Below are 23,461 nucleotides of genomic sequence, written 5' to 3'. Positions count from 1 at the left end.
ATTTTTATAGAAGTTTATAGAGGTAGATATGTTCAACCTAATCACACACTTCCCAAGTCAAAAATCAACTTACCCCCTAATTGACGGCTAACAGGGGAAGCTCGAACAGCTCAGCCGCTACACGAATAATTTCTACCATTTAGTGCTTTCAGAGTTGAATGCAGAGTATATAAGTATGCCATATCAGTTGAATAACTAAGACTCACTGAACAATTACACTTCAAGCAGCAGAGAGGCTGTTTTGTGTACCCGTGAACCTAAAATAACAAACACTTTAGATCCAAAATATTATTTGGCAGGCCCACCCGTGCCCAAGCGATTAGCCAATTTAAAAGTAAAAAAATAAAAATATATTAATAAAAGGCAAGAGAGGAAAGTACTATGCCTAATTTATCGAGAGCAAGAACCACCGCAACCAGCTGCAATGATATGATAGCAGACTTAAGTGCTGCCCTTAGCACCAGCGCAGACAATTTACGCTGTGTCGGAGTAATGATACAAGCAGGGAAAACCCTCACCAACCCCCAAAATATGTACAAAACCATGGGTGGAGGCCATGTCTCTCCCTTTGTCGTTAATGCAGCAGGCTTGCAAAGCTGGGATGAGATCTGTGATAAAAGCTGGCAAACTTGGGCTAAAAATTCAGCTACTGGTCAGACATTAGGAAAAATTAATGATGTCATGTTCTACCCCAGTAAGGCTAACGATATTACCATCTATGCTCACCCAGCTTCCGATACCGAAATAGCAACGGTGATTAATCGGGCACAGCAGCTATTGAAAGCAAAGAACCTCGTTTACAACCACAAGCCAACTCGCACATCACAATTTCCCACCTCTGGGGACTGTGTTACCAAAAGTGCTTGGGTAATGAATGCGTTTTCTTACTCCAAACCCATGCAAGGCGCAGTAACCCCTTGGGGCCAAGCAATAATCTACGAGGCCTATACTTCTCCTGTAAACCTGTTAAGTAAGTGGGTCAAAATTAAAAATAAAGGCGCTAAGCTTGGGGTTATGGCCTAACCTTTTAGCATTTGGACTGGCAATGAAGTTAACCTCTCACCAACTTCATTGCCTCCCTTTAGATTTGGGAATCCCTTCAATAGAGTCTATTGCCAAATTGGAGATTTTTTGAACAGCGGGAAGGACTCAGTGAAGCAAAAGCTTCACAAGTAGACAAGCTCGTCACTCTGCATCAAGCGTGTAATCAAAGTCATAGTAGTGGAGCCCATCCTCTTGGTGGATAGACATTTTTCCAGACAGCCCCGTTAGTTCGCCTGTAGCAGAATCAGGCACAACTTCTAACATAAGGTGATCTTTTCCCTTTTCCATGGTGCCAAAGTGCTGTAATACAAAGGAGCCTCTCTTGCCGTCCAAAGCACCTACTACCTGCTCTATTGCCACATATCCCGCAGACCCTTTTACTGGAGTCATAACGGTTAGCATTTCACCTTTGCTGTCTGCTGAAAGATCGCCATGGAAAATTTTATTGATCGACATCCGCCCTAAATTTGTTCCCTCACTTCCTTTAGCGTAGGTATCCATAGGCTTTACAGTAACATCAAACTTTCCTGAAACTTTCATTCCAACTCCGTGTAGACAAGGTTAAGGCATTGACAATTTTGCGGTCTCATATTGCTGCCAGTGGTAGCAATACCTTGGTTGGTGACCGCTTTGTGTAAATTAACCGATTCCACTGTATATAGAAACAGTATGAGAAGGAAATTGAGAAGTAGGCAGACACTTGCCCAAAGTGCAGGCACCAACTGATCAATTGGCAGTCGAAAAGTTCATTTTTCATCCTATCAAGTCAAATAACTTCCACCCGAAGAGTTCTTATCACTACTAGAACTCTAGGGTGCCTCTGAATAATATTGTCGGGGAAATTACAAACAAGAAAGCCGCAGAGTGTCTTATACGGCTTTCTTTCAATCAGGCGCGGAAACGATTCTGGCTAACTACCCTGCTACAACTACCCTTTGCAGGGACATCCCAGTCTTATCCTCCTCCTGGGGCTCGGTAAAGCCAAAGTCCTCCAGTATTCCGTAGAGTGCCGGCAAGACCAGAAGAATCAGTACGGTTGAACTGATGATGCCAAATACAATACTGGTCACTAGTGGTACTAGCACCTGTGCCTGTAGGCTGGTTTCAAATAGCAGGGGCAATAGACCGGCAACGGTGGTCAGCGAGGTCAGAAAAATTGCGCGGAAGCGATCACGGCTGGCTTGGCTTGCCGCACTGTGAACATCCATCCCTTCACGTACCCGCCGCTTCACAAACTCCACCAGTAAAATAGAGTCATTCACCACAATTCCCGCGAGGGAGACAAAGCCCATCATACTGGGCATAGACATGCTCTGCCCCATCACCAAGTGCCCCCAAATCACGCCGATCAGTGCCAGGGGTATAGCCACCAGTACAATCAGCGGCTCTACATAGCTGCGAAACTGCAGGGATAAAAGCAGGTAGATACCAATAGCCCCGATCAATAGAGCCCCCCCAAGGGATTTACCGGTAACTTCACTGTTCTTCATCTCACCTTGCATATCTACACGCAAGCCAGGGAATTCATCGATCAGTTCAGGTAGGAATTTTTCCTGGGTGTCACCGAGCACCTGGCCAGCGTTCGCTTTCTCGGTGAAAACATCCGCATACACACTGACGACCCGCTCGCCATCAATACGCTGGATACGGGCGTACTCTCGATTCATTGCGATATCCGCAACAGCAATCAGCGGAACGCGCTGTTTGGTGCTCGGGTGGATAATAACCAGCTCATCGAAACGGCTGAGCGCGCTGCGGGAGTCTGCATCCATGCGCACCTGAATCTCATAGGTTTCACCCAGATATTGAATTTCATCTATCTCCACACCCTGGTAAGCCGCTCGCAACTGATTGGCGACACTGCGGGCATCCAACCCGGAGGCATAGGCACCTTCACGCATTCTGACAGTAAGCTGCGGCTTGCCAGGACGCAGGTCGTCCACCACATTCACAACACCATCGTATCCGCGCAACCAATTCTGCAGGCGGATAGACGCCGTCTTTAATTGGCTTAGCTCCATCCCGGTAAGACGCAGGTGAATAGCACGGCCAGCAGGGCCTAGAGTCGGCTCTTTGTAAAGAATGGCGATTGCCCCAGGGGTATCGCCGGCGGCTTCGCGCCAGGCATGGCGCAATTTATCCATGCTGGTATTGCGGCCTTCGGCTGCGAGCAGGTCGACATTGATGGTTGCCACATGAGGACCCGTTTCAAAAGCGTCCCCATTGACTCCAAAGGTAACATTGGTGTGATTCACCAGGGGAGCGCTTTCATTTTCAGAAAGCGCTAAAGCCACCCGGTCTAGGGCTGCCAGTTGCCCATCGACTAACTTTTCCATATCCCCCAGAGAGGTTCCCTGGGGCATCAAGATCCGGGCTTGTAATAAGTCACCCTCCAAGGTGGGAAACCCTTGAAACTTGACAATCCCCGCAGTCATCAGACTTACAGTGACAAGAAATAGGCCAAATACTCCGCCGACAAAGGCATAGCGATATTTCACCGCCCAATCTGCTGCGCACCCCATATTTTCTCGCCAGCCCTCAAAGCGCTTGGCAAAAGCCTGCTTCCAGGCAGGTATGCGATTTTTGTGCTCAAGGGCATGGCGCAAGTGTGCCGGCAGAATTAGAAAGGCCTCCACCAGGCTAATAATCAACACCGAGATTAAAACAACTGGCAGTACCTTAAGAATCTGCCCCATGTCCCCCTTAATAAAGATCAGCCCTCCGAACACCATTACCGTCGTTGCGAAAGAGGACAACACACCACGGGCCACCCGCTTGGTGCCATTAATCACCGCTTCCAGTGGCGAACTGCCCGCGCGGTATTCACTGGCGATACTTTCCGACAGTACAATGGCATCATCCATCAAGATGCCAATGGCAATCAGCAAGCCCACCAGACTGATCATATTAATCGACACCCCCATAGCTGTGATCAGCGCGAATGAACCCAGAAATGAAACTGGTAAGCCCATTACCACCCAAAAGACATAGCGGCCGCTGAAAAACAGGTAGAGAGCCAGGGCGACCAAAACCAGTCCCTGCCAAGCATTGGCGATGATCATTTGCAGGCGATCGGCAACTATAGAGGCTCTGTCCTGGGTTAAAATCAGCTTCATGCCCTCAGGCAAGTTTGCATTTTTACGATCGACAAATACGCGCACAGCTTCGAGCACACGCAAGCTATCATCTACGCTATTTTTCTCAACATTGAGAAGCGCTGCGCGATGTCCATCAAAAATAATCTTGTCTTCAGCCAGCTCGAAATCATCATAAACTTTTGCGATATCTCCCAGTCGAACTTCGGCACCATCAGCGCCTTTAATCACGACAAGATTTTCCAGCTCCGCCACCGTGCGGCGCTCTTCGGCGAAGCGCACCTGGTATTCCCGATCCGGGGTGGAAACCTTGCCGGCGGGCATATCGATCGCCTGCTGGTCAATGATATTGGCCAGATCCATCACGCTGAGCCCGTACTGACGCAGGTTGTAATCGGAGATTTCAATTTGGAGTTGGTGGTCAGAAAAACCGGATATGCGCACGATGGGGATAGCGGGGTCGCGAAGCAATTCACGGCGGTAATGCTCGGCCAACTGATTCAACTGGGGCAAAGGCAGATCGGCACTGATGGCGATACTAACCACGCTCTGAGTGCGGCCCAGCTCTTCGATCACCGGGTGCTCACTTTCGGCTGGCAGCGAGTCAATACCGTCTACCGCAGACTCCACATCGGCAACAAACTGGTCCATATCACCGGCTTCTTGCATTTTTAGGGTCATCAGGCCCAGGTTATCTTGCGCCTCGCACAATCGCTCATCGATAAAGCTGATTCCATCGGTGGCCTCTTCCAAGGGAAGGCAAATACTGTCCTCTACTTCCGCTGCGGCAGCGCCGGCATAGGGGACCGATACCTGAACCTCGAACTTGTCGACTTCCGGCATAGTTTCACGCTTCATACCCGGCAGAACAAAAAGTCCACTTAGCATCAGCGCGACCATCAATAAATTGGCCGCCGTTGGGTGAGCGGCAAAATAACGAATCACTGCTGGGTACCTCTAGTACTCGCTGTAACAGCTTGCTCACCAGCGACCACGGTGACCGGCATGCCGTCAATCGCCGGTATAACGTCCGTCACAATCACCTGCTCACCGGGATTCAGCCCCCCACGAATCACCGTGGTATCCCCCTGGTGGTAATCGATGTCTACCGGGCGTACGCGCAATCGACCATTTTCAACCAGATAGACTCTACCTTCGTGCAGAGCGCGGCGGGGAATGGCGAGCACCGGTGCGGCGGGAGCCAACAACTCTACGCGGGCATACATACCGCGAAATAGCGGTGGTTTTTCCCCGCTCAGCACTTCGCCATAGGGATCATCTACCGCGACAACAACGGAGAGCGTTCGACTGGTACTATCCAGGGTCCCCCCTAGGCGCACTACCCGCCCCCGCCACTTATTGTCTCCCGGGCCGCCCACCAGAGTGATCTGAGCTTCCAGGCCCAGCAGCATTTTGGGTAGGTCATCGGGGCTTGGAGTGGAAGCAATACCCGGCCTGAGATTGCGCAATAGTGGAGCCACATGCACCATGGGCAGTTCTGCGGCAATTTCTACTTGGGCGAGGCCACTGGCATCAAACAAGCGGGCATTACCGGCAACATATTGGTTTTCCTCTACATGGACCTGGCCAATGCGAGCATCAAATGGCAGGGTTACCCGGGTGCGCTCCAGGTTATATTTGCTGTCCCGCACCTGAGCCTCAGAGCGAGCAATCTGGGCCTCAATCACTTTGCGGCGAGTTGGGAAAAGGGACAGTTGACTGCTCTGGTTCTGCACTTCCTGGCGCAAGCGCAGCATATTCTGCTCTTCGGTATCTACGGTAGAGCGGGAAACAGTCCCCTTGACGACCAACTTTTGCTTGCGAGCGAGTTCTTTCTCACCCAATTTAAGGGTGCTCTCCGCAATTTCCAGAGAGCGTTTGCTGTTGGCCTCCTCCACATCCAACTCTTGCAGGTTGGCACGGTTCACCGCCAAATCACTTTCCGCCTGAGCCAGGGCAAGCTGGTAGCTGGTGTCATCAATTTTCAGGACCCGTGTGCCGGCAGAGATGATATTGCCCCGCTCCAATTCGGGTGCCATATACACCACCCTACCGCTGACCTCTGCATTAGCCTCAAGAAAGGTGCTGGGCTTTACCTCCCCATAAGCAATGGCCTGGGCTCGCAATGGCAGCTCCTGTACTTCTATCGTATTCACCGCAGTTATTGGGGCTGCGATAGCATCGTGTTTTGGCGCGCGCTTAGTGACGACCAACACCGTGGACACAACAATCCCCACCGCGATCAGTAGCGGTAGTGCCAGCCGGCGACTCATCAGTGTCTTTATATGGGGCTTAATCACCACGGCTCACCTCCCCGCCTTTAGTCGCAGATATATTGGCAACGCCGCTGAGTAAGAGCTGAACGGTATGGTTGACCCATCTCTCGCCGTTTTCCTCCCCCAAGACAAAGCCAAATCCCTCTTTCAAAGGATCTCCCGCAATAAAGGGGAAGGCGATCAAACTGATAAATGAGACTGGCATCAGGTCGATATCCAGGTCTTCTCGCAACTGCCCCGCAGACTGGAGAGCGCTCAGCAACTCGCGGAGCTTGGGGCCCAGTTGCGAGGCCAGCCTATCGGCAAAGAGTTCGCGCATTCGACCGGGTTTAGAGGCCACTTCACCAACGATCAAACGTGGAATCCAGGGCTCTCGCATGTAGAGGCGTATTAATCTACTCATCGCTTCTTTGAGTAACTCGATAGAGGGCTCCTGCTCCTCCAGCCCGACACTGATAAAAGCGGGGCCGTATTGCATAAACTGGTGCCGAATTACCTCGATAATCAGTCCTTCCTTACCACCGAAGTGATAGCTGATCATCGCAGAATTCACTCCGGCTCCCTGGGCGATCTCACGGATAGAGATATCGCGGAAAGCCTTACCACGAAGCAGTGCGTAGGCTGACTGCATCAGCGCCTCACGTACCTGTGATTCACGCTCAGGGTCTTTTGGGCGCCCGCGCCCACGGGCAGATGGCCTATCAGTCACAGGTTTCACCTTTTAATTAATCACTCGATTAATTAAATAGAAAGCACACCCGGATCACAAGAAAAAACATCGACTGAATAGTCGAAATTAGAGAGCGAGAGGGTTTTGATAAAAATGGGATAAATGCTATTCAATAGGTGGTGGGATCAAAATTCTGCGCCAGCCAGAATTGGCTGCGATGCACTCTGAAAGCACTCTGGTAAAATGCCTGGCGCCTGCCGATATAGACCCTTCGAATTTCCGCGAGGTTGTGCTGATATCGCTCAAAGGCCTCTCCCCTGCTGCCTTCACACAACACTTTGCTCAGCATATTGGCTGTGGCCACAGCGTTGTAAATACCTTGAGAGGATATAGGGTCAAAACTTATAGCCGCATCACCACAAGCGGCCCAACTCTCACCTGAGGGCACCTCCAAATAACTGGTTCGCGCGTCGCTTACCGACAACTCAGCGCATTGAGGCGCTTTCTCGGGCAGGTGCTGCGATATTAGCTGGGTACTCGCCAATTGCCGCTGCCACAATTCTGGAGCCATACGAAAATCTCGCGCCCGCACAGCCGAGGTATGGAAGATTGCAAGCCAGCGGCCATCCGGCAGCTTGGCTGCATACCACCAGCCATTATCTTGAGATTCAATATAGGTATGACTTGAACTCGCTCGCTGTGCTTGAGGCTCTCCAGGCAGCAGCGACCAAATAGCGACCAGTGGCGGTGCTTTCACCCGCCTTGCCCCTACCCTGCGGGCCAATATATTAGTCCGGCCACTGCAATCAATGGCAAAGTCGGCAAAGACTTGTTCACCATTATCCAGCGATAACTGCCATATATCGCTGCCTCTATGTGCCCGGTGAAGCAGTGCATCAAAATGAATAGCGCCGACTTCAAGCGCCTGTACCATCAACATCTTTTCAAACACCACGCGATCAAGCCGCCAGCCGGCACCACCGGCTTGCACCATGCAATCTTCGATCAAATGCTCTCCGGCCCAATAGGATTCCGTACCCAATATTGGCATATGTGCAGGGCTTTCCAGCAAGGGGATAGAGATATTGCACAGCAAGCGCTGTAGCGCGGAAGGAACCGATTCCCCAACTTTATGGCGGTGCCAATCCAGGCTGTCGATCACCCCAATATGTAAACCTGTGCGTGCCAGCTGCAAGGCGCATGTCCATCCAGCTGGCCCGCCACCGATAATGGCTATATCGAGCTGCATTCGATGTTAATCAGATGTTGGCTTGCGCTGGCGTAAGCGCAGTGCATTCTGCCACTGCTCTTCGTCTTCCCAGCCGGCCTCTTTGAGCTTGGCATCAAAGTCTGACAGCCCTTCCTCCGCTATAGCGGCACCTCTCAGCAGGAATACATCCCTCAACTTTTTCAGAGTATCCGCATAGGCACTATTTTCAACGTAGATCACTTCAGGGAAATCGGGGTCATTTCTAACACCGGGTCTTGCCTCGACAATCCCTTGCAGGCCAAAGTCTGCGACCATGCGCTTCATGACTTCCGCTACTTGCGGGTTTGAGCCATCGCTATTTTTATGGTCAATAAATCGATACCAGCTGGCTCGGTGGGAGTAAGCCGCGATACGAATCTCCCGGGGTTGCGATTCATCAATGACTATCTTATAGGCATCCTCCGTGATGATGGTATTCGGCACTCGAGCAGGCCAAAAGGTCGGCAAGAACAAATCGAATTCCGGGTTGTAACCGGAGCGACAGTAGGCGGTATCACCTTGCCAGGGAAGCCCCATCCACCGTGTAATGGCGCCTGGCACCTGTGCAAATAGGGGGCCATTGGGGGCGAGAGCCTGCTGCTGATTCAGTTTGGGCCCCCACTGATCCGGGCTCTCCGGTACTGTACTCTCGCGGATTCTAAAGGGGGCTCGGTACAGGCTGGTATGACGCATTGGCCACGTCATTTCACAGCCGGGGTGGAAGGCATCCGCCAGACAAAAATGCATCGCTGCCTTATCCAGCATGGCGGGCTGTTCTGCCAGCGGTACTTGATCAAGCGATGACGGCGCTTGGTAATCTGGGTGCCAGTCATTCACAAAATTACCGGCGGCCCAGCGCTGCAAATGCAACTGCTGAAGAGAGGGCAAGGCCAGCATCGTATTCGGCGATTCAGCAAATACCACACCATCAAAAGTATCCCCGTATAACCACGGCCAAATACGCGGATCATTTACCCGTGGCTGATACGGCCGGAAGGAGTTCAGCATTTGGTTGCGCAACTGACCATAGGGATCAACGGTAATCATTCCGCCTGTTACGGGATCAGGTATGATCGTTGGTGTTTGTGCCAGTTGGGCAACAAAGTCCGGATCATTAAAGTCCATTGGCCGGCCTTTACCGAACATTGACGCATAGCCTTTGTTTACCCACTGCAAATTGGAAAGCCGCTGAAGCTGCGGCAATACATCCTGGGTAAAGCGGGTTTTATCAGGGACCGGTAGCCAACCGGCTTGGGTGTAGATATCCACCTGTAGATCATACATGGTGCGCCAGCCGATTATTTCTGGAGCGTAGTTAGGTGGCGCGGTGATAACCCAGGCACCCTCTACCGGGATATCTTGACCGTTAATCGCTACACTGGCATTCACTGGGCCATCAGACATATCGTCGTACCAGTCTGCCGCATTATTAAAGGAGTCCGGCTCCGCTGGAATATACGGCGGCGCGCCGGAAGGTGACGCCGAAACACCGTGTCCGCCCAAGAAGAGCAAACGCCCTTGATCATCTGTTTGCAACTCCCCCAGATATACGAACTGCTCCTTAAACTTGCCGGATGCAAAGCGGTAGGCTGTGCCCGATTGTGAAGTTCCTGTAATTTTACGTTCGCCCGGGTCAATAATTAGGCTGCTGCGTTTATTGCCCGTCACATCTTTATTGCGGCGATCGACAACAAGATCCTTGGTTTCAGGAATATCCATCGCGGTAATAAAGTGAAACCAGTTGGCTTTGCGGTTGGCGATATGGACCTTCCATTCAATATCGGCATTGCTACTGGTCAGCTCCCGTACCACCTCGCCGGCAGTGTTGTAACCATATAGACGGAACCTTGCAGCCTGGCGTTTCAGGGTGCTTTCCGGCGTGCGATAGAAACCATTGGGCTGCGCCGGCGGGTCGGTGACTTCAGGGCCAATGAAAAAGTCAGTTTCCGCATTGCCAACCCGTGCAACCCCGATACCAGGGTGAATAGCCGCTCGAACGATAACCTCATCCTTGCATGGGGCCTTTAAATCATCGGGCTTAGCGGTGATCGGCTCGCCATCAGGCACTCCATTGGCGTTGCGTCTCGTATCAGCCGATGCCGCATAGACCACTTTACGCACATCTGCGATTGAGCCCTGTGGCTTGTGCTCTTTGGTAACCCGCCAGATATTCATACTCAGGTTTTCACCATAAGCTGCCTGCCCGCGCCTATTGATATCCTGTTTGGGAAATACAATATCGGCGACGGGTACAAATGGGCTTTCACTCACCGGCCACTCAACCGTGGCTTCATCCAGCGGCATAGTCTCAGGATTGGTACGCAGCTGGATACAAAACTCAAAAGTCATCGCCTCATTGGCTAGGCGAGCTGCCATTTCTTGCGCAAGATAAGTGGGATTGGCGGGTGCAGTATGCGGCGGTTGATCTTGGGTTGTCGGCTTCAGCATGTATTTAACGTACTGCTTGTCACCGAGTGCAAAGGGCAGGATACCCCAGTAGGGGATAGACAAAACCGACCCCACCGGCTGAGCCATATCGTTAAGAATCCTTGCCGTTTTGGGGTGCTCCTTAAGGTACGGATCGTAATCCCCATCAATAACCCCCGCCTTGGTGAATTCGCACATATCTTTTGCCGTATCGACAAAAAATACCGGGTAATTCTGCATAATAAAGTCAAAGGTTGTTTCATCCGGCAGGCCAAATATTTTCGGCGTTGGGGTATCAAACAGCTTGAGGCCGATACCACAAGTCGTTTTAAAATCGCTAACAGTCGGCAGTGTATCTGATGAAAATCGTGCCCAGAGCTCATATTCATCGCCGGCAAACAATCCGATTTGGAAGTTTTCAGGAATATCCCTGCGAACCCGAAAAGTGCCTTTCGCCACGCCGTGCGGCTTGAGGAATACCGGGCGTAAGGCCGGGCACTGGCCTTTGGAAATGCGACCTTTTTGAACAATATCAACAAACATCTCAACCAGCGACTCGGTAGGGTTGATCGAACAATTTTCACTATAAGTCGCAGCAATATTATTTTTATCTAAGTGTGTAACCACAACAGTTCCCTCTGTTAGGTTTCAAAGTAGGCAACTGACTAAAGCCTTGATATTTTCTTTTAGAATAAGTAGCAACTGATTAAGTCTTTCCACCCGAAAAAGTGCAGCAGATACTAGAAATCATATCGAGACACATGAAAGAAAAAACTGACTTGCAATTCTTTGTCAGCTTTAGTCTTAACCGGCAATCTCCATCGTAACTAACAGGTATTTCCCTGAAAAATAGAAGATCGCTATAGACAATAGAAGCTCATCGCTGCTAAAGGCTATAACAGGAATACGGGCAGGCACCCGCTCCATTTATAACGACAAACTCAGATAAACGTATTAACTCTATGGACAGCAACTAATGGAGTATTCGTACACCTATTACCCCCCCAGAAAGTTTACAAAACTACCCAACTGATAAAAAATTCTGAACAGCCCTCCTATTTAGACTAGATGTTTTGATGCGAGCACTTCCGAACAACAAATCAACGAAAACTTCTATAAAAGCTATATTACAAGGTGTTAATATTAGCTTGATTACTTGTTCAGAATCTCAACAAACCAGACAAAACAAGCCTGCCCGATTCAACAGAATACACCCTTTAATGGATACAAAAGCTATGGCCCGGTATTTCTCTTTCTTTGCTGTACTCCTTATGTCAACTTTTGTCTACGCGATAGATATTGAGAAGTCCCCCTTGATAGTTGGAGATTCCATTAGTTTTGCATCCAAAATCCTGGATGAGCAGCGTACCTTAAATATTTACCTACCCGACAGCTATCATCGCGAAATCGGTAAAAGCTATCCCGTAATCTATCTTTTAGATGGCTCTTTATCCGAAGATTTCATCCATATCGCAGGCATACTACAATTCGGGGCGTTTTCCTGGATCAACATGATTCCTGAATCCATTCTGGTTGGCGTGGCAAATGTTGACAGAAAGCGGGACTTTACATTTCCCTCAACCCAAACTTTGGATCAACAGGAGTTTCCATCGTCAAGCGGGTCGAAAAAGTTTATTGAATTCCTTGACAGGGAAGCCCAACCTTTAATCAAAAAAACTATCGCACAGAAGACAGTACCACTTTGATCGGTCAGTCATTGGGTGGACTTGTAGCCACAGAGATCCTATGGAAGCGCCCAAACCTTTTCGACAACTATATTATTATCAGCCCGAGCCTATGGTGGAGCGGAGAATCTCTTTTGACTGATATTCCGAAAAACTGCTGTGATAACAAGCTGATTTATATCGGTGTAGGAAAAGAAGGAAAAACCATGGAGCGCCTGGCCAGAGTACTTTTCAATAAACTAAATAATGAGAAGAGCAAAGCGAAGGTACACTTTGGTTACTTTGAGCAGTTAGATCATGGCGACACTCTACACCTTGCAGTTTACGATGCATTTGAGAAGCTTTTTGCCAATAAAGCCTCTCAATAACAGTAAATATCCCCCGGCAAAGCCGGGGGCTTTAATAGGAAGCACTTATAATTTAGAGAGCACATTAGCTCTTGATGAGCAAGTAAAATCGATTTTTATTAAGTGGAGGCTAATCAACCTGTGCATTAACCTCCACCTTAACCCCCACAGGATCAAAAAATACCAATTGCCGCAGATTGCGACCGGGTACATCCATTTGCCGGCTGGCAATACCAAGAGCGTCCAATCTCTGCTTAATCGGCTCAAGAGCATCTGTACGAAAGGCAATATGATCCAGGTAGGGTTTCTCCACCTGCTCGCCACTCACCTCACCATCAATCAAATGTAAAACGGCCCTGCCATTGCCATAGAGCCAAAAACCATCGCGTTTGAAGTTGGGTCTCTCGCCTTCAGTCAGGCCGAGCACCTGTGTATAGAAGTCCCGCACCCGTTTGAGGGTTTCCATAGGGGCGGTAATATTGACGTGATCAAGTTCCATCACTTTTCCCTAAATTGCACAGCACATCCTTGTGCCGGGTTAATTGTGAGCTACAACTTACACAATCTTATTTTTCCGTAACTGCTCTATTTGTTCATCACTTTTGCCGAGTAACTCACGCAACACTGCACAAGTGTGCTCCCCCAGCACTGGTGGAGCTTGGGTGTAGTCGAGAGCCGATTCAGAAAAAATTACCGGATTACGTACAGTCTTCACTTTTCCAGCCTCCGGATGCTCCTGCTCTACCACCATGCCCCGCGCCTGCACCTGGGGATCGGCAAAGACCTCTTCCAGCGTGTTGATCGGTCCACAGGGAACGTGTGCTTCGCTGAGGTGGTGGAGCCACCAAGCGGAGTCTTGCCGACGTGTTGCCGCTTCAATCTGTGGTACCAGCTCTTCACGCGCCATAACCCGCGCGGAGTTGGTCCCATAGGCGGGGTTTTCCGCCAATTGCTCAACACCTGCAATCACACAGAAGCGCTTGAACTGATCATCATTCCCCACTGCCAACATAAAGTAGCCATCTTTTGATGGAACTGCTTGATAGGGCACAATATTGGGGTGGCCAGTCCCCTGTCGCTCCGGGCTATTGCCGGAAGTAAGGTAGTTCTGCGCCTGATTGGCGAGCCATGACACCTGAGTATCCAACAACGCAAGGTCGATATGCTGGCCGACCCCCGTATGCTGCCGGTGGACCACAGCGGCCAGAACAGAGGAAACCGCATACATTCCGGTCATTAGGTCGGCAACGGCCACCCCCACCTTTTGCGGACCCGCACCCGGCTGCCCTTCCGGCACACCGGTAATACTCATCAGCCCCCCCATTCCCTGGATCATGGCGTCGTAGCCCGCACGATTTTTATACGGCCCGGTTTGTCCAAACCCTGTGATTGAGCAATAGATGACACCGGGGTTGATCGCCTTGATAGACTCATAATCCAGGCCGTACTTTTTCAATCCATCTACTTTGTAATTCTCCAGAAGAATATCGCAGCGCGCCGCCAGCTCCTTGATCAAGGCCTGACCCTCTGCTGTAGTGATATCGACCGTCACTGATTTTTTTCCGCGATTAGCACTGAGGTAGTACGCAGCATCAGCAGTATCGCTCCCCTGCTCATCTTTTAGGTAGGGAGGCCCCCAGTGGCGGGTGTCATCCCCTCGTTCCGGCCGCTCTACCTTGATAACTTCTGCACCAAAATCAGCAAATACCTGCCCAGCCCAGGGACCGGCAAGAATACGACTTAAATCGAGTACCTTTAAGTGTGCGAGTGGACCTGCCATAACTTCCTCATGTCGCTTACTTGCGGGATAACCGCATATTTTTGCGGCAGCCTAACAGATAATTTACGCCGGCGCCCTGATTGGCGGGTTTAGATATTCGTCTTACACTTGATTGTGCAATAAAAATAAGGAGGCACAGCATGGCCGCTATAGAAGCGCAAAAATTTGAATCTTTTCACGAATTTTATCCATTCTATTTACAGGAACACAGCAATCTCATCTGCCGCCGTCTGCACTTTTTGGGAACCAGTCTGGTATTTGCGACAATATTAGCGGCTCTGGTGACTTCCAATATGCTGTGGCTGGCAGTTACACCCGTTGCAGGTTATGGCCTGGCATGGATCGGGCACTTCTTCTTTGAAAACAATCGCCCAGCCACTTTTAAATACCCCGTCTACAGCTTTATCGGGGACTTTGTTATGTTCAAAGATATATTACTCGGGCGGATTGAGCGCTAACCCCGGTTACTCTTTATTCATCGAGAGACCATATTTACGCAGCTTGTTAGCAACTGCCGTATGGGAAATCCCCAGTTCCTTGGCCAGCTCCCTGGTTGAGGAGCGGCCTTCGATCATATCGGTCAGCAGGGCCCTCTCCAGCTGCGCCATCATTTCTTTATAAGAGAGCCCGCGCGCCCAATCTCGCCAGGGCAGCTCAGACTTAACCATTAAATCCGGTACATCTGTACAAGCGATCGCCCCCCCTTCTCTGATCAAACATTGACTCGATGCGACCTTCAAGTAATCACTCAGTCCATTAAAATTATCCGGCCAGTCGTGCAGCTTTATCAGCTCCATCACCTGGTTATCAAAGTCGAGCTCACTTGCCTCGGAAGACTCCTGTCGCATTAAAGCACGGGCAAAACGCGGTAATGCCGGGCGCATATTTCGCAGCGGCGGCAAGGATATGGCCAAAGAAGAAAAGAGCTGTGCCAGCGGCGCTGCAATAGCCCCTCTATCACTCGATGTCGCCACTAGACGCAGCGATGTCGGCAGATCGCGGATCTCCCTGAGTAACTCTATTTGAGCCTCCGCCGTCAGCGTATGCAGATCCTCAAGTATTAACGTGCCCGTTTGGCGTAGGTGAGCCGGCAGCTGTAGCGCTCCACAGCGCGGAGTTAGCCGATAACAATCCGCTTTTGAAGCGGATGGTGAAAGATAGTGCACCGCACAAGCAAAGGTCGTTTTTCCGCTGCCGCGCTCACCCAGTATCAACATAGGTGCACTGAGTTCAGATAAGTCTTGCAACTGTAGGCAGCTTTGGCGGCGCAAGTCGAAATCCCACAGTACCATTGGTCTGGGCAACTCAGTAATGAGTTCACTACTATCCCAGGGCTGTAGGCGCAAAACTGCACCGGCAAGTGAATCCACCGCTCCGGGGCTCCCCTCCAGAGTTATCGGAGACCAGTCCACCCGAAAACTCTGCCCGCGAACCACCAGTGGCAGGCCATAGCGGGGCACGGCGAAATCCCGCAGCAATTCAGCGACTTGCATCAAAGGTAGGAAGCGCTGCAATTGCAATCCTGGCACCTTATCCAGGCTCACGCCGAAGGTTCTGGCAGCCGCCAAATTCGCGGCAACAACTCTCCCGCCCCTATCCACACTGAGCACAGGGTCTGTCACATGCCTCAGCAGGGTGTCCAGCTCGAAGTGCCGCCGCTCCAGGGGCAGAAGGGATATACGCCGCACTCGCTGGACGCCGGGAACCCGGTGCAGGGACTTCTCGATTGTCTGGTATTGGGTAGCAAGCATTCCCGGGGCAGAGAGGTAGACCTTATCACCACTGTCTCCCCCGAGCTCACCAGAGGTTACATTTATCCGATATTCACCAAAAATTTGCATGATTTCATGCAATATACCGACACGATTAGCGCAGGTTATTTCGACCCTCACAGCTCCACCTGTAAAGAAATGTTTACAGAAAGTGTAATTTGAACTCCCCAGAAGACGCAATAGCCCACTCCAAGCCCTCCCCTCCCCGGGCACCCCTGGCTAAAAATAGAGGTCGAAGATAACAACAACAGGTTCAGCAGCCTGATCTCAGCAGAGGGAAATAGCTCAGATCAGCGAGCTACCGGAGAGACACTCATGAAAAAAGAAGCAAAGAAGGCGAGTAAATACGTTGCCCGCGAGCCCAATGAAGAGGGCTTTATCGAGTATTCCGATATTGAACACCAAACCTGGCAGCGCCTAATTGAGCGCCAACTGGATGTCTTACCTGGGCGCGCCTGCGACGAATATATGCACGGCCTTGAACTGCTGGATCTACCTACCGATCGCATTCCGCAACTGGAGGAGGTCTCCAGCGTGCTGCGCAGGGAAACTGGCTGGGAAGTTGCCCGCGTTCCTGCACTGATCGGCTTCGAGACCTTTTTTGGTCTTCTCGCAGACCGTAAATTCCCCGTTGCAACTTTTATCCGCACTCCTGAAGAATTTGATTACCTGCAAGAACCTGATATTTTCCACGAGATTTTTGGCCACTGCGCCATGCTTACCAACCCGGCATTTGCCAACTTTACGCACAAATACGGGCAGCTCGGCCTCAAAGCCTCCCCCAAAGAGCGGGCCTACTTAGCCCGCTTATACTGGTTTACCGTCGAGTTTGGCCTGCTGAATACTGCCGACGGTTTGCGTATCTACGGTGGTGGTATTCTCTCCTCCCCGAAGGAAACCCTATACGCACTCAGCAATCAGCCAGAGCGCTTTGACTTTGACCCAGTTACCGCCCTGCGCACCCCCTATCGCATTGATATTGTGCAGCCCATCTACTATGTACTGAACAGCTTGCAGCAATTACAGGAACTGACTGAAATTGACCTAATGGCCAAAGTTCAAGAGGCTATTGATATGGGGCTGTTTGAGCCGCGCTTCCCACCTAAAGATGCAGCCTGATATCCTCCAGGGACTTGGGCGGTCAATTTCCACCCAAGTCCCCGCAGTAAAAATAAAAAGCTCCCCCAGAAGATTTGCACATTAGGGAAAATTCCACTACCAACACCCTTGCTATGAGCCTATCGTATCTGCAATGGGTGCAATGGGAAACCGAAGATTTAACCCGGAACCCCTAGCACCTCCCCCGTCAAAATACGTTACAAGGGGCAGTATGCCAGGGTGGCAAACCCATTTATACAAGGACACAGCCCCCCCGACTTATAGGGAGTGCGTAGCACTATGTCCTCACTTGACGCGATTGATAGAAAACTTCTCGCGATTCTGCAATCCGACGTCAGCCTTTCAATTGAGGAGCTGGCGGAGCGTGTGGGCCTGACAAAGACCCCCTGCTGGCGCAGAGTACAAAAGCTGGAAAAAAGCGGGATCATTCGGCGTAAAGTTGCGTTGCTCAATGCTGAAATCCTGGGATTACCAGTCTCGGTTTTTGCCCAGGTGAAAACTGACCAGCACACACCGGAATGGGCCGACAATTTCGCCGAACACATGGCACAGTTGCCAGAGGTAGTCGCCTGCTACCGTATGGCCGGCGAATACGATTACCTACTACGAGTCGTGGTTAGCGATATCACCGCTTATGATCGCTTCTACAAAGAGCTTATCCGGCATGTTGGCATCAGTGACATTGTATCTAACTTCGCCCTGGAGCAGATCAAAAGTACTACCGAACTCCCCATACCGCCGGGGGAGTAGCGCTTGTGCTTACAAGCCCATTAGACAAGTAACACTTTCAGCTGCTCGCACATCTATGGATAATAGTTAAGGAGCCTCCAATCAATTCCGTAATACCTTTGCGGGCCTTGAGATCTGTAAATTTTAGGCCCTATTCTCTGCAACAGACATCTCGGTATTAATTAGGGGTTTGTTAAAATTTCGCTCACAACAAGGATAGCCTGTGGCGGACAGCTCTCTTTTCCAGTCGTTTTTTCTAATCTTCAGTGGCGCAGCAATTTTCGCCACCCTCGCCCTTTTTGGCCGACAGCCCCTACTCGTCGCCTATATCGCTCTCGGCGTACTGCTCGGCCCATCAGGATTTGCAGTTATCGATAATCTGCGCCTGCTCTCCGATATGTCTAGCGTAGGGATCATCTTTCTCTTGTTCCTACTCGGTCTGGATATGCAACCGCAGGCACTGGTGGCTGTATTGCGCAAGGCGACATTTGTGGGACTCGTGAGCTGTACAATTTTTCTCGGTCTGGGTTTTGGGCTTGGTAAACTTTTTGCTTTTACTACGATTGAGTCCTGGGTTATTGGGATGGCCCTGATGTTCTCCAGTACTATTATTGGCATCAAGCTACTCCCCACAACGGTGCTTCACCATAAACACCTGGGCGAATTAATGGTGGGACTGCTGCTCTTCCAAGATTTTGTAGCCATCGTCTGTCTAATGGTACTACTTAGTGATAACACAGGGGATACACAAATTTGGCAGCTGGCTCTCTCTTTTGGCTCACTGCCGCTACTAATTCTATTTGCCTGGCTAATCGTTAAATATATTTTGCTACCTATATTTTCCCGGTTTGACCGTTTCCATGAATACGTGTTCCTAATGGCATTAGGCTGGTGTATGGGAATGGCGGAGCTGGCCGAAATCGTCGGCCTCTCCAGGGAAATTGGTGCATTTATCGGAGGTATTACCTTAGCCGCCAGTAGAATCTCACAATACATCGCTTTAAGCCTTAAACCTCTGCGAGACTTTTTCCTTATCCTGTTTTTCTTCAGCCTCGGGGCTCAATTCAAGCTATCAATGGTGCCAGAGATCTTCCTCCCGGCACTGGTAACTGCAGCGGCAGTATTGATCATAAAACCCGCTGTATTTCACTACTTATTGGGAAATCGAAGCGAACACAAAGTGCTGTCCTGGGACATCGGCTTCCGGCTTGGGCAAATTAGTGAGTTCTCTCTACTAATCGCCCTACTCGCTTACTCACAAAACTTAATTGGCAGCGCCGCTTCACATCTAATCCAGGCAACGGCTATCCTGACATTCCTAGTCTCATCTTACATTGTGGTGATGAACTTCCCCAATCCCATTGCGATTAAGGATGAACTGCGCAGGGATTAAAGACCTTAACAAAGATTAACACTTAGAGAATATTCAACCCTTAACATCAGCTACAATTTAAAAACTTTTTTACATTTTTGAATAAGAATAGGGCGGATGCTTCCTTAATCAGGATTCAGGCTAAGTAAGCGCACATCCCTCAGACACACTTCCGGCGCGAGCATAGAGTAACTTGCTCCAAATATTACTTTATTCTTACTGTGAGCTTTTATAAATGAAACCAACTCCTGAGGATGGTGCTTAGGTTTGTATGCGGAGGGGCGATATAAATATTGGGGAATTTTGTGGCAAAGGCAATTATTTCATTGTGCCAGGGATAACCAATATGATCGAAAACGATTTTCAAATCTGGGGAATCAAGTGCAACTCCCTCAATATGAGCTGGTCGCCCCAACTCAGAGCTACGCAAGGGACCCTTTAGACCTGCCTGCAAATAAACTGGTACATCAAAAGGGTTTCACTGAGGCAGCTTAGATTCAAAATAAGCTGCCCCTGCCCGCAGCCCCTCACCATTACATTTTTTAGGCTTTAGTATGAAATATCCAAAAAAATTAATTCAGATTCCTTTGAATTACAACCGTCTGACTCTTCAAATTCAACTGTTACTGGCTTACCTGATGTGGCAGCAGTGAGAGCAGTTGTATACATAGCTTTTTCATATTCTGTGTCAAAATATATTTTACTATATGTGTTACACCCTTCTAGCTTTATATATGTGACCGCCGACCTGACTCTAACATTTACTATATCAGCCGTCATTACAGGCCCGGCAAAGCAATCCACCGACAATACAAGTACAGAAATCCCCAACAACAAAGCTCTCATTATTTACCCCCTTTCCAATATTAATACTTAAGTAGCCTCTGACAAACTAGCTTATGGCAGGTTTTGCAAAGTTAGCAATCCACCACCAGAGCCCACTTAAGCTCGATAAAAATTATGGCTCGATCTGAAATCCAAAAATAGCCTACACTATGGAAGTCATAAAAATCAATATCACACCAACACAAATGACAAAGTAACCCTTGCTTTTAAGAGATAATCACTTAGTCACTCATAAAAATAGGCGCTGTAGTGGTCAACTATTTTTGATCACCCAATCTTGAACACTCCAACATTTCCTTTCCGCCACACCTGGTGGCAGCCCATCATTTTTTTGTGTGTGTGGCCGTATTTGGCTGTAGTAGCCAATAATAGAATTAGTGACCCCCTGCTTAGCTGAGGAGAAGAATTTATATCCGGTACCCGACACCCATTCTATTTTCAAACTTAGGAAGAAACCTTCAGCCGGTATATTATCCCAACAGTTTCCACGGTGGCTTAGGCTCCGTGTCATACCGTAGCGCCATAGTAACTGTGAAGGCAAGGCCCGTGTACGAGCATCCCTGGTCCGAGTGAAACAAGACTCCCTTCGGCTTTCCTCGTGATTCATAGGGCAGCGTAAGTACCTTTTTCACCAGTATTGTGTCTGGGGGTAACGATAGTACCCACCCAATAGGTTTACGTGCAAATAGGTCAACAATAATTGCAAGATACGCCCATCGACCCCCTGTCCAGATATGCGTAATATCACCAGCCAAGCCTTATTGGTATCCGCCACATCAAACTTCCGATCTAAGTGATTCAGCACATCAATATGTGGCTGCTCAGCTGTCCGGTACTGATGCTTCGGTAGTTGAGTACTTTTCAGGGCGAGTAGCTTCATTCGTCGTGTTGCACGGTATCGGCTAAGCTACATACCCCCTGCATTACGATTTTTGATATTGTCCTTGCTCCGGCTGAACCATTACTAAATTTATGGACAGCTTTAGTTCGGGCCTGTAATTGTACTTCCCTCGGTTTTGTTCACGCGGCCTACCCCGCCAACTCCGGTGTACGTCAAATACGTCACACAATCGCTGAGTGTAGCTCTCCTGCCATCGATCAATTATCTTAAATTGCTCAACGAGCCCAACATCAAGAGAGTCGCAGATTTTTTAGAATTTCTTTTCCCTCTTCAACCCGTATAAGCTTCCAGTCAAACTCTTGGATACGTAACCACACGGGCGTGATGACAATACCTACAGGTGCTTTCCCACCTCGCTCTGCACGCAGCTTTCAAATTTATGATTCCATAATAGATTTACCGACCCCCATGTCTTCACAAGCATCTTCTACCGTATAGCTCTGGTCGACTACCAGCTACTCAGCTTCTAAGTAAAATTCTAAGGAAAAATGTTTCTTCCTGACTTGGTCATAATTTTATCTGATCTTATTGAGTGTGATAATAACACTCAATGTCAGGCGGCCAAATTTAGCACACCACTACATCTAGCTAATTTTTTAGCGCTAAGCCACCCAGGGCATGTAAAAAACACCCTAGACACGGAGCAGCCCAAAGCTCAAGAAAAAAATACTCAGCGCACACACCTACCATCAGGTGGATTTCCTAACCAAAAGAGAACCTATTGACTTAGAAACGGCATGCTTAGAGTCCGAAATACAGCCCCAAAGAAACTAAGGCGGAGATAAAAACGCATAAAATCTTACCCCCAATCAAAACGTAACCCTTCCATGTATGAAGTTTTTTATAGAGCCACAAACCTACTTACCCCCTTATGTACAATCACTAACCCGGCAGATTTACAGCTCCTTTTACAGCGGAGTATCTTACCTCAAACACCACTCACTTAAACATACAACCTAGAGAGACCATCTATCTGCCGGATTAATATATCACTCCTCTAGATAAACCCTATATGCAGAACTACAATTTTCTGCATCTATAAAGTCGATTCTAACCCCTTTGCCAGATGCTTTAGCTGCAAGAAGAACTGTTAGCGCCATATTCGCATCTGTGTTCGACTCAGTGAATCTTGCATGATCGCAAGAGCATTCATTTGAGAGAGAGGTGACATCTGCATAAACGGTCTTATTAGGGCTATCAAGCCCTACCCATCCAGTAAGAAGATTGGCATGCTGTGTGCACATCGCAAATACTGCCTGTGATCCAAATGCCAGCGGCAGTATCAATAATTTAATTATACCTTTCATACTTTTTTCCCTTTTTAATAGAAATGATTAAACCTAAAGTTGCCAACAGGGGATAGCTGAGACGTTCGAACATAAAGAGCTCTACATAGACTGCCTACACCTTATGGTGAACAAGCCCACCAAGCTTAGTTATAGCTTGCACACACAAAACTGCCTACCTGACCTTTAGCGACCATCTCTGACTGATCACCACCCAGTAAAAGCATAGAAAAAATAACATATTTTTCCTATAAGGCCGTTGAAATAAAATCCAAAATTTATTTCAACCAAAAAATAAAATTACTTACAGCCCATTACAAGCAAGCACAACATCAAAAACCATTTCAAGGAAACTCGCTATCGAAATTAACTCGACTAACCTTATTGGAGCCTCAAAAAGTGCACCATAACTGCACTCAAAGCACCTCACATATAAGCCAGCAGATTTATAATTCACAATAAAGCAGCACCCCTTTTCAAATACTACTCGTTTGAGTGTCCAATATAGAGAAGCCATACGAAAACCAAGCCAAAAGTCGAGACGTGACCTCATGGGAATATATAAATACTTCAAAATATTGAAACGTTTCCCTGCACACAGGGCGAGCCACAATCTCTATTGACACCGACTAGAATATTGATGCAACAACAGATCCTGTACTAAACAGGTGAAAAAAGTGCCAAACCAGTAAAGACCACCCATAACCAGCAGAGAACGACAGTCAGAGAGGAATACAGGAAACAAAAATTAGCATCTTAAAACTATAAAATAAAAGAAGCCCAAAAGGCTAACAAAGCGCCCCGTAGTGACCTAACACCTCTAAACACTTTATTTAGAGGGCAAAACTACCGAGCAAGGTGAA

At 49.1% G+C, this 23,461-nt stretch carries 16 protein-coding genes and 3 pseudogenes; 6 read left to right on the top strand and 13 right to left on the bottom strand.

The annotated features are described in order from the left end of the window. The first annotated feature begins 381 nt into the window (after positions 1–381). Positions 382–1,023: a hypothetical protein gene (locus tag ACJJIK_RS03105; protein WP_444931221.1), complete on the top strand. Its 642-nt coding sequence runs from the start codon at positions 382–384 to the stop codon at positions 1,021–1,023. Between the two features lie 162 nt (positions 1,024–1,185). Here the strand turns inward: ACJJIK_RS03105 and ACJJIK_RS03100 are convergent, their stop codons facing one another. The 6 genes from ACJJIK_RS03100 to ACJJIK_RS03075 form a co-directional block, all read right to left on the bottom strand. After that, the gene (locus tag ACJJIK_RS03100) at positions 1,186–1,584 is read right to left on the bottom strand and encodes a DUF3224 domain-containing protein (RefSeq protein ID WP_444931222.1); all 399 of its coding nucleotides are present in this window, start codon (positions 1,582–1,584) and stop codon (positions 1,186–1,188) included. 374 nt (positions 1,585–1,958) lie between these two features. Beyond that, positions 1,959–5,084 carry an efflux RND transporter permease subunit gene (locus ACJJIK_RS03095; RefSeq protein WP_444944169.1) on the bottom strand — a complete coding sequence of 1,042 codons (3,126 nt, stop codon included), beginning with the start codon at positions 5,082–5,084 and terminating at the stop codon, positions 1,959–1,961. Then, positions 5,081–6,439, bottom strand: a complete 1,359-nt coding sequence (locus ACJJIK_RS03090; protein ID WP_444944168.1) for an efflux RND transporter periplasmic adaptor subunit — start codon at positions 6,437–6,439, stop codon at positions 5,081–5,083. The genes ACJJIK_RS03095 and ACJJIK_RS03090 overlap by 4 nt, the downstream gene beginning before the upstream one ends. Then, on the bottom strand, positions 6,432–7,124 hold the full coding sequence (locus ACJJIK_RS03085) for a TetR/AcrR family transcriptional regulator (protein WP_444944167.1): 693 nt from the start codon (positions 7,122–7,124) through the stop codon (positions 6,432–6,434). The genes ACJJIK_RS03090 and ACJJIK_RS03085 overlap by 8 nt, the downstream gene beginning before the upstream one ends. A 130-nt stretch (positions 7,125–7,254) precedes the next feature. Then, positions 7,255–8,334, bottom strand: a complete 1,080-nt coding sequence (locus tag ACJJIK_RS03080; RefSeq protein WP_444944166.1) for an NAD(P)/FAD-dependent oxidoreductase — start codon at positions 8,332–8,334, stop codon at positions 7,255–7,257. Positions 8,335–8,340: 6 nt separating this feature from the next. Then, positions 8,341–11,388 (bottom strand): LodA/GoxA family CTQ-dependent oxidase, encoded by a 3,048-nt coding sequence (locus ACJJIK_RS03075; protein ID WP_444944165.1) that lies wholly within the window; start codon positions 11,386–11,388, stop codon positions 8,341–8,343. A gap of 449 nt (positions 11,389–11,837) precedes the next feature. Here ACJJIK_RS03075 and ACJJIK_RS03070 point away from each other — a divergent pair. Next, positions 11,838–12,814, top strand: a pseudogene (locus ACJJIK_RS03070) (alpha/beta hydrolase). 109 nt (positions 12,815–12,923) lie between these two features. On the opposite strand, the gene ACJJIK_RS03065 reads toward ACJJIK_RS03070, so the two are convergent. Both ACJJIK_RS03065 and ACJJIK_RS03060 read right to left on the bottom strand, forming a co-directional pair. Beyond that, positions 12,924–13,292, bottom strand: coding sequence for a VOC family protein (locus ACJJIK_RS03065; protein ID WP_444931229.1), 369 nt, complete (start codon positions 13,290–13,292; stop codon positions 12,924–12,926). A 57-nt stretch (positions 13,293–13,349) separates the two neighbouring features. After that, a complete protein-coding gene (locus ACJJIK_RS03060; protein WP_444944164.1) occupies positions 13,350–14,573 on the bottom strand; it encodes a CaiB/BaiF CoA transferase family protein in 1,224 nt (407 codons plus the stop codon). Positions 14,574–14,713: 140 nt separating this feature from the next. On the opposite strand from ACJJIK_RS03060, the gene ACJJIK_RS03055 reads away from it, so the two are divergent. Next, positions 14,714–15,031, top strand: a complete 318-nt coding sequence (locus ACJJIK_RS03055) for an Mpo1-like protein (RefSeq protein WP_444944163.1) — start codon at positions 14,714–14,716, stop codon at positions 15,029–15,031. 6 nt (positions 15,032–15,037) lie between these two features. On the opposite strand, the gene ACJJIK_RS03050 is transcribed toward ACJJIK_RS03055, so the two are convergent. Continuing rightward, the gene (locus ACJJIK_RS03050) at positions 15,038–16,465 is read right to left on the bottom strand and encodes a TyrR/PhhR family helix-turn-helix DNA-binding protein (RefSeq protein ID WP_444944162.1); all 1,428 of its coding nucleotides are present in this window, start codon (positions 16,463–16,465) and stop codon (positions 15,038–15,040) included. A 195-nt stretch (positions 16,466–16,660) separates the two neighbouring features. On the opposite strand from ACJJIK_RS03050, the gene phhA reads away from it, so the two are divergent. From phhA to ACJJIK_RS03035, 3 genes are all read left to right on the top strand, one after another. After that, the gene (gene phhA / locus ACJJIK_RS03045) at positions 16,661–17,464 is read left to right on the top strand and encodes a phenylalanine 4-monooxygenase (protein ID WP_444944161.1); all 804 of its coding nucleotides are present in this window, start codon (positions 16,661–16,663) and stop codon (positions 17,462–17,464) included. 279 nt (positions 17,465–17,743) lie between these two features. Then, positions 17,744–18,214, top strand: coding sequence for an Lrp/AsnC family transcriptional regulator (locus tag ACJJIK_RS03040; RefSeq protein ID WP_444931233.1), 471 nt, complete (start codon positions 17,744–17,746; stop codon positions 18,212–18,214). 202 nt (positions 18,215–18,416) lie between these two features. Then, positions 18,417–19,586, top strand: coding sequence for a cation:proton antiporter domain-containing protein (locus ACJJIK_RS03035; RefSeq protein WP_444944160.1), 1,170 nt, complete (start codon positions 18,417–18,419; stop codon positions 19,584–19,586). A 208-nt stretch (positions 19,587–19,794) separates the two neighbouring features. On the opposite strand, the pseudogene ACJJIK_RS03030 reads toward ACJJIK_RS03035, so the two are convergent. The 4 genes and pseudogenes from ACJJIK_RS03030 to ACJJIK_RS03015 form a co-directional block, all read right to left on the bottom strand. After that, positions 19,795–20,025 (bottom strand): annotated as a pseudogene (locus ACJJIK_RS03030) (amidohydrolase family protein); the annotation flags it as partial. A gap of 89 nt (positions 20,026–20,114) precedes the next feature. Continuing rightward, positions 20,115–20,411: a hypothetical protein gene (locus tag ACJJIK_RS03025; protein WP_444944159.1), complete on the bottom strand. Its 297-nt coding sequence runs from the start codon at positions 20,409–20,411 to the stop codon at positions 20,115–20,117. Positions 20,412–20,664: 253 nt separating this feature from the next. Then, positions 20,665–21,767 (bottom strand): annotated as a pseudogene (locus ACJJIK_RS03020) (IS3 family transposase). Between the two features lie 534 nt (positions 21,768–22,301). Then, on the bottom strand, positions 22,302–22,619 hold the full coding sequence (locus ACJJIK_RS03015; protein WP_444931237.1) for a hypothetical protein: 318 nt from the start codon (positions 22,617–22,619) through the stop codon (positions 22,302–22,304). Between the last annotated feature and the right edge of the window lie 842 nt (positions 22,620–23,461).

Source organism: Microbulbifer regidiadema (SeqCode) (assembly GCF_052466995.1).
The sequence above is the reverse complement of the archived record's forward strand: the minus strand, read 5'-3'. Positions and strand labels throughout refer to the sequence as shown.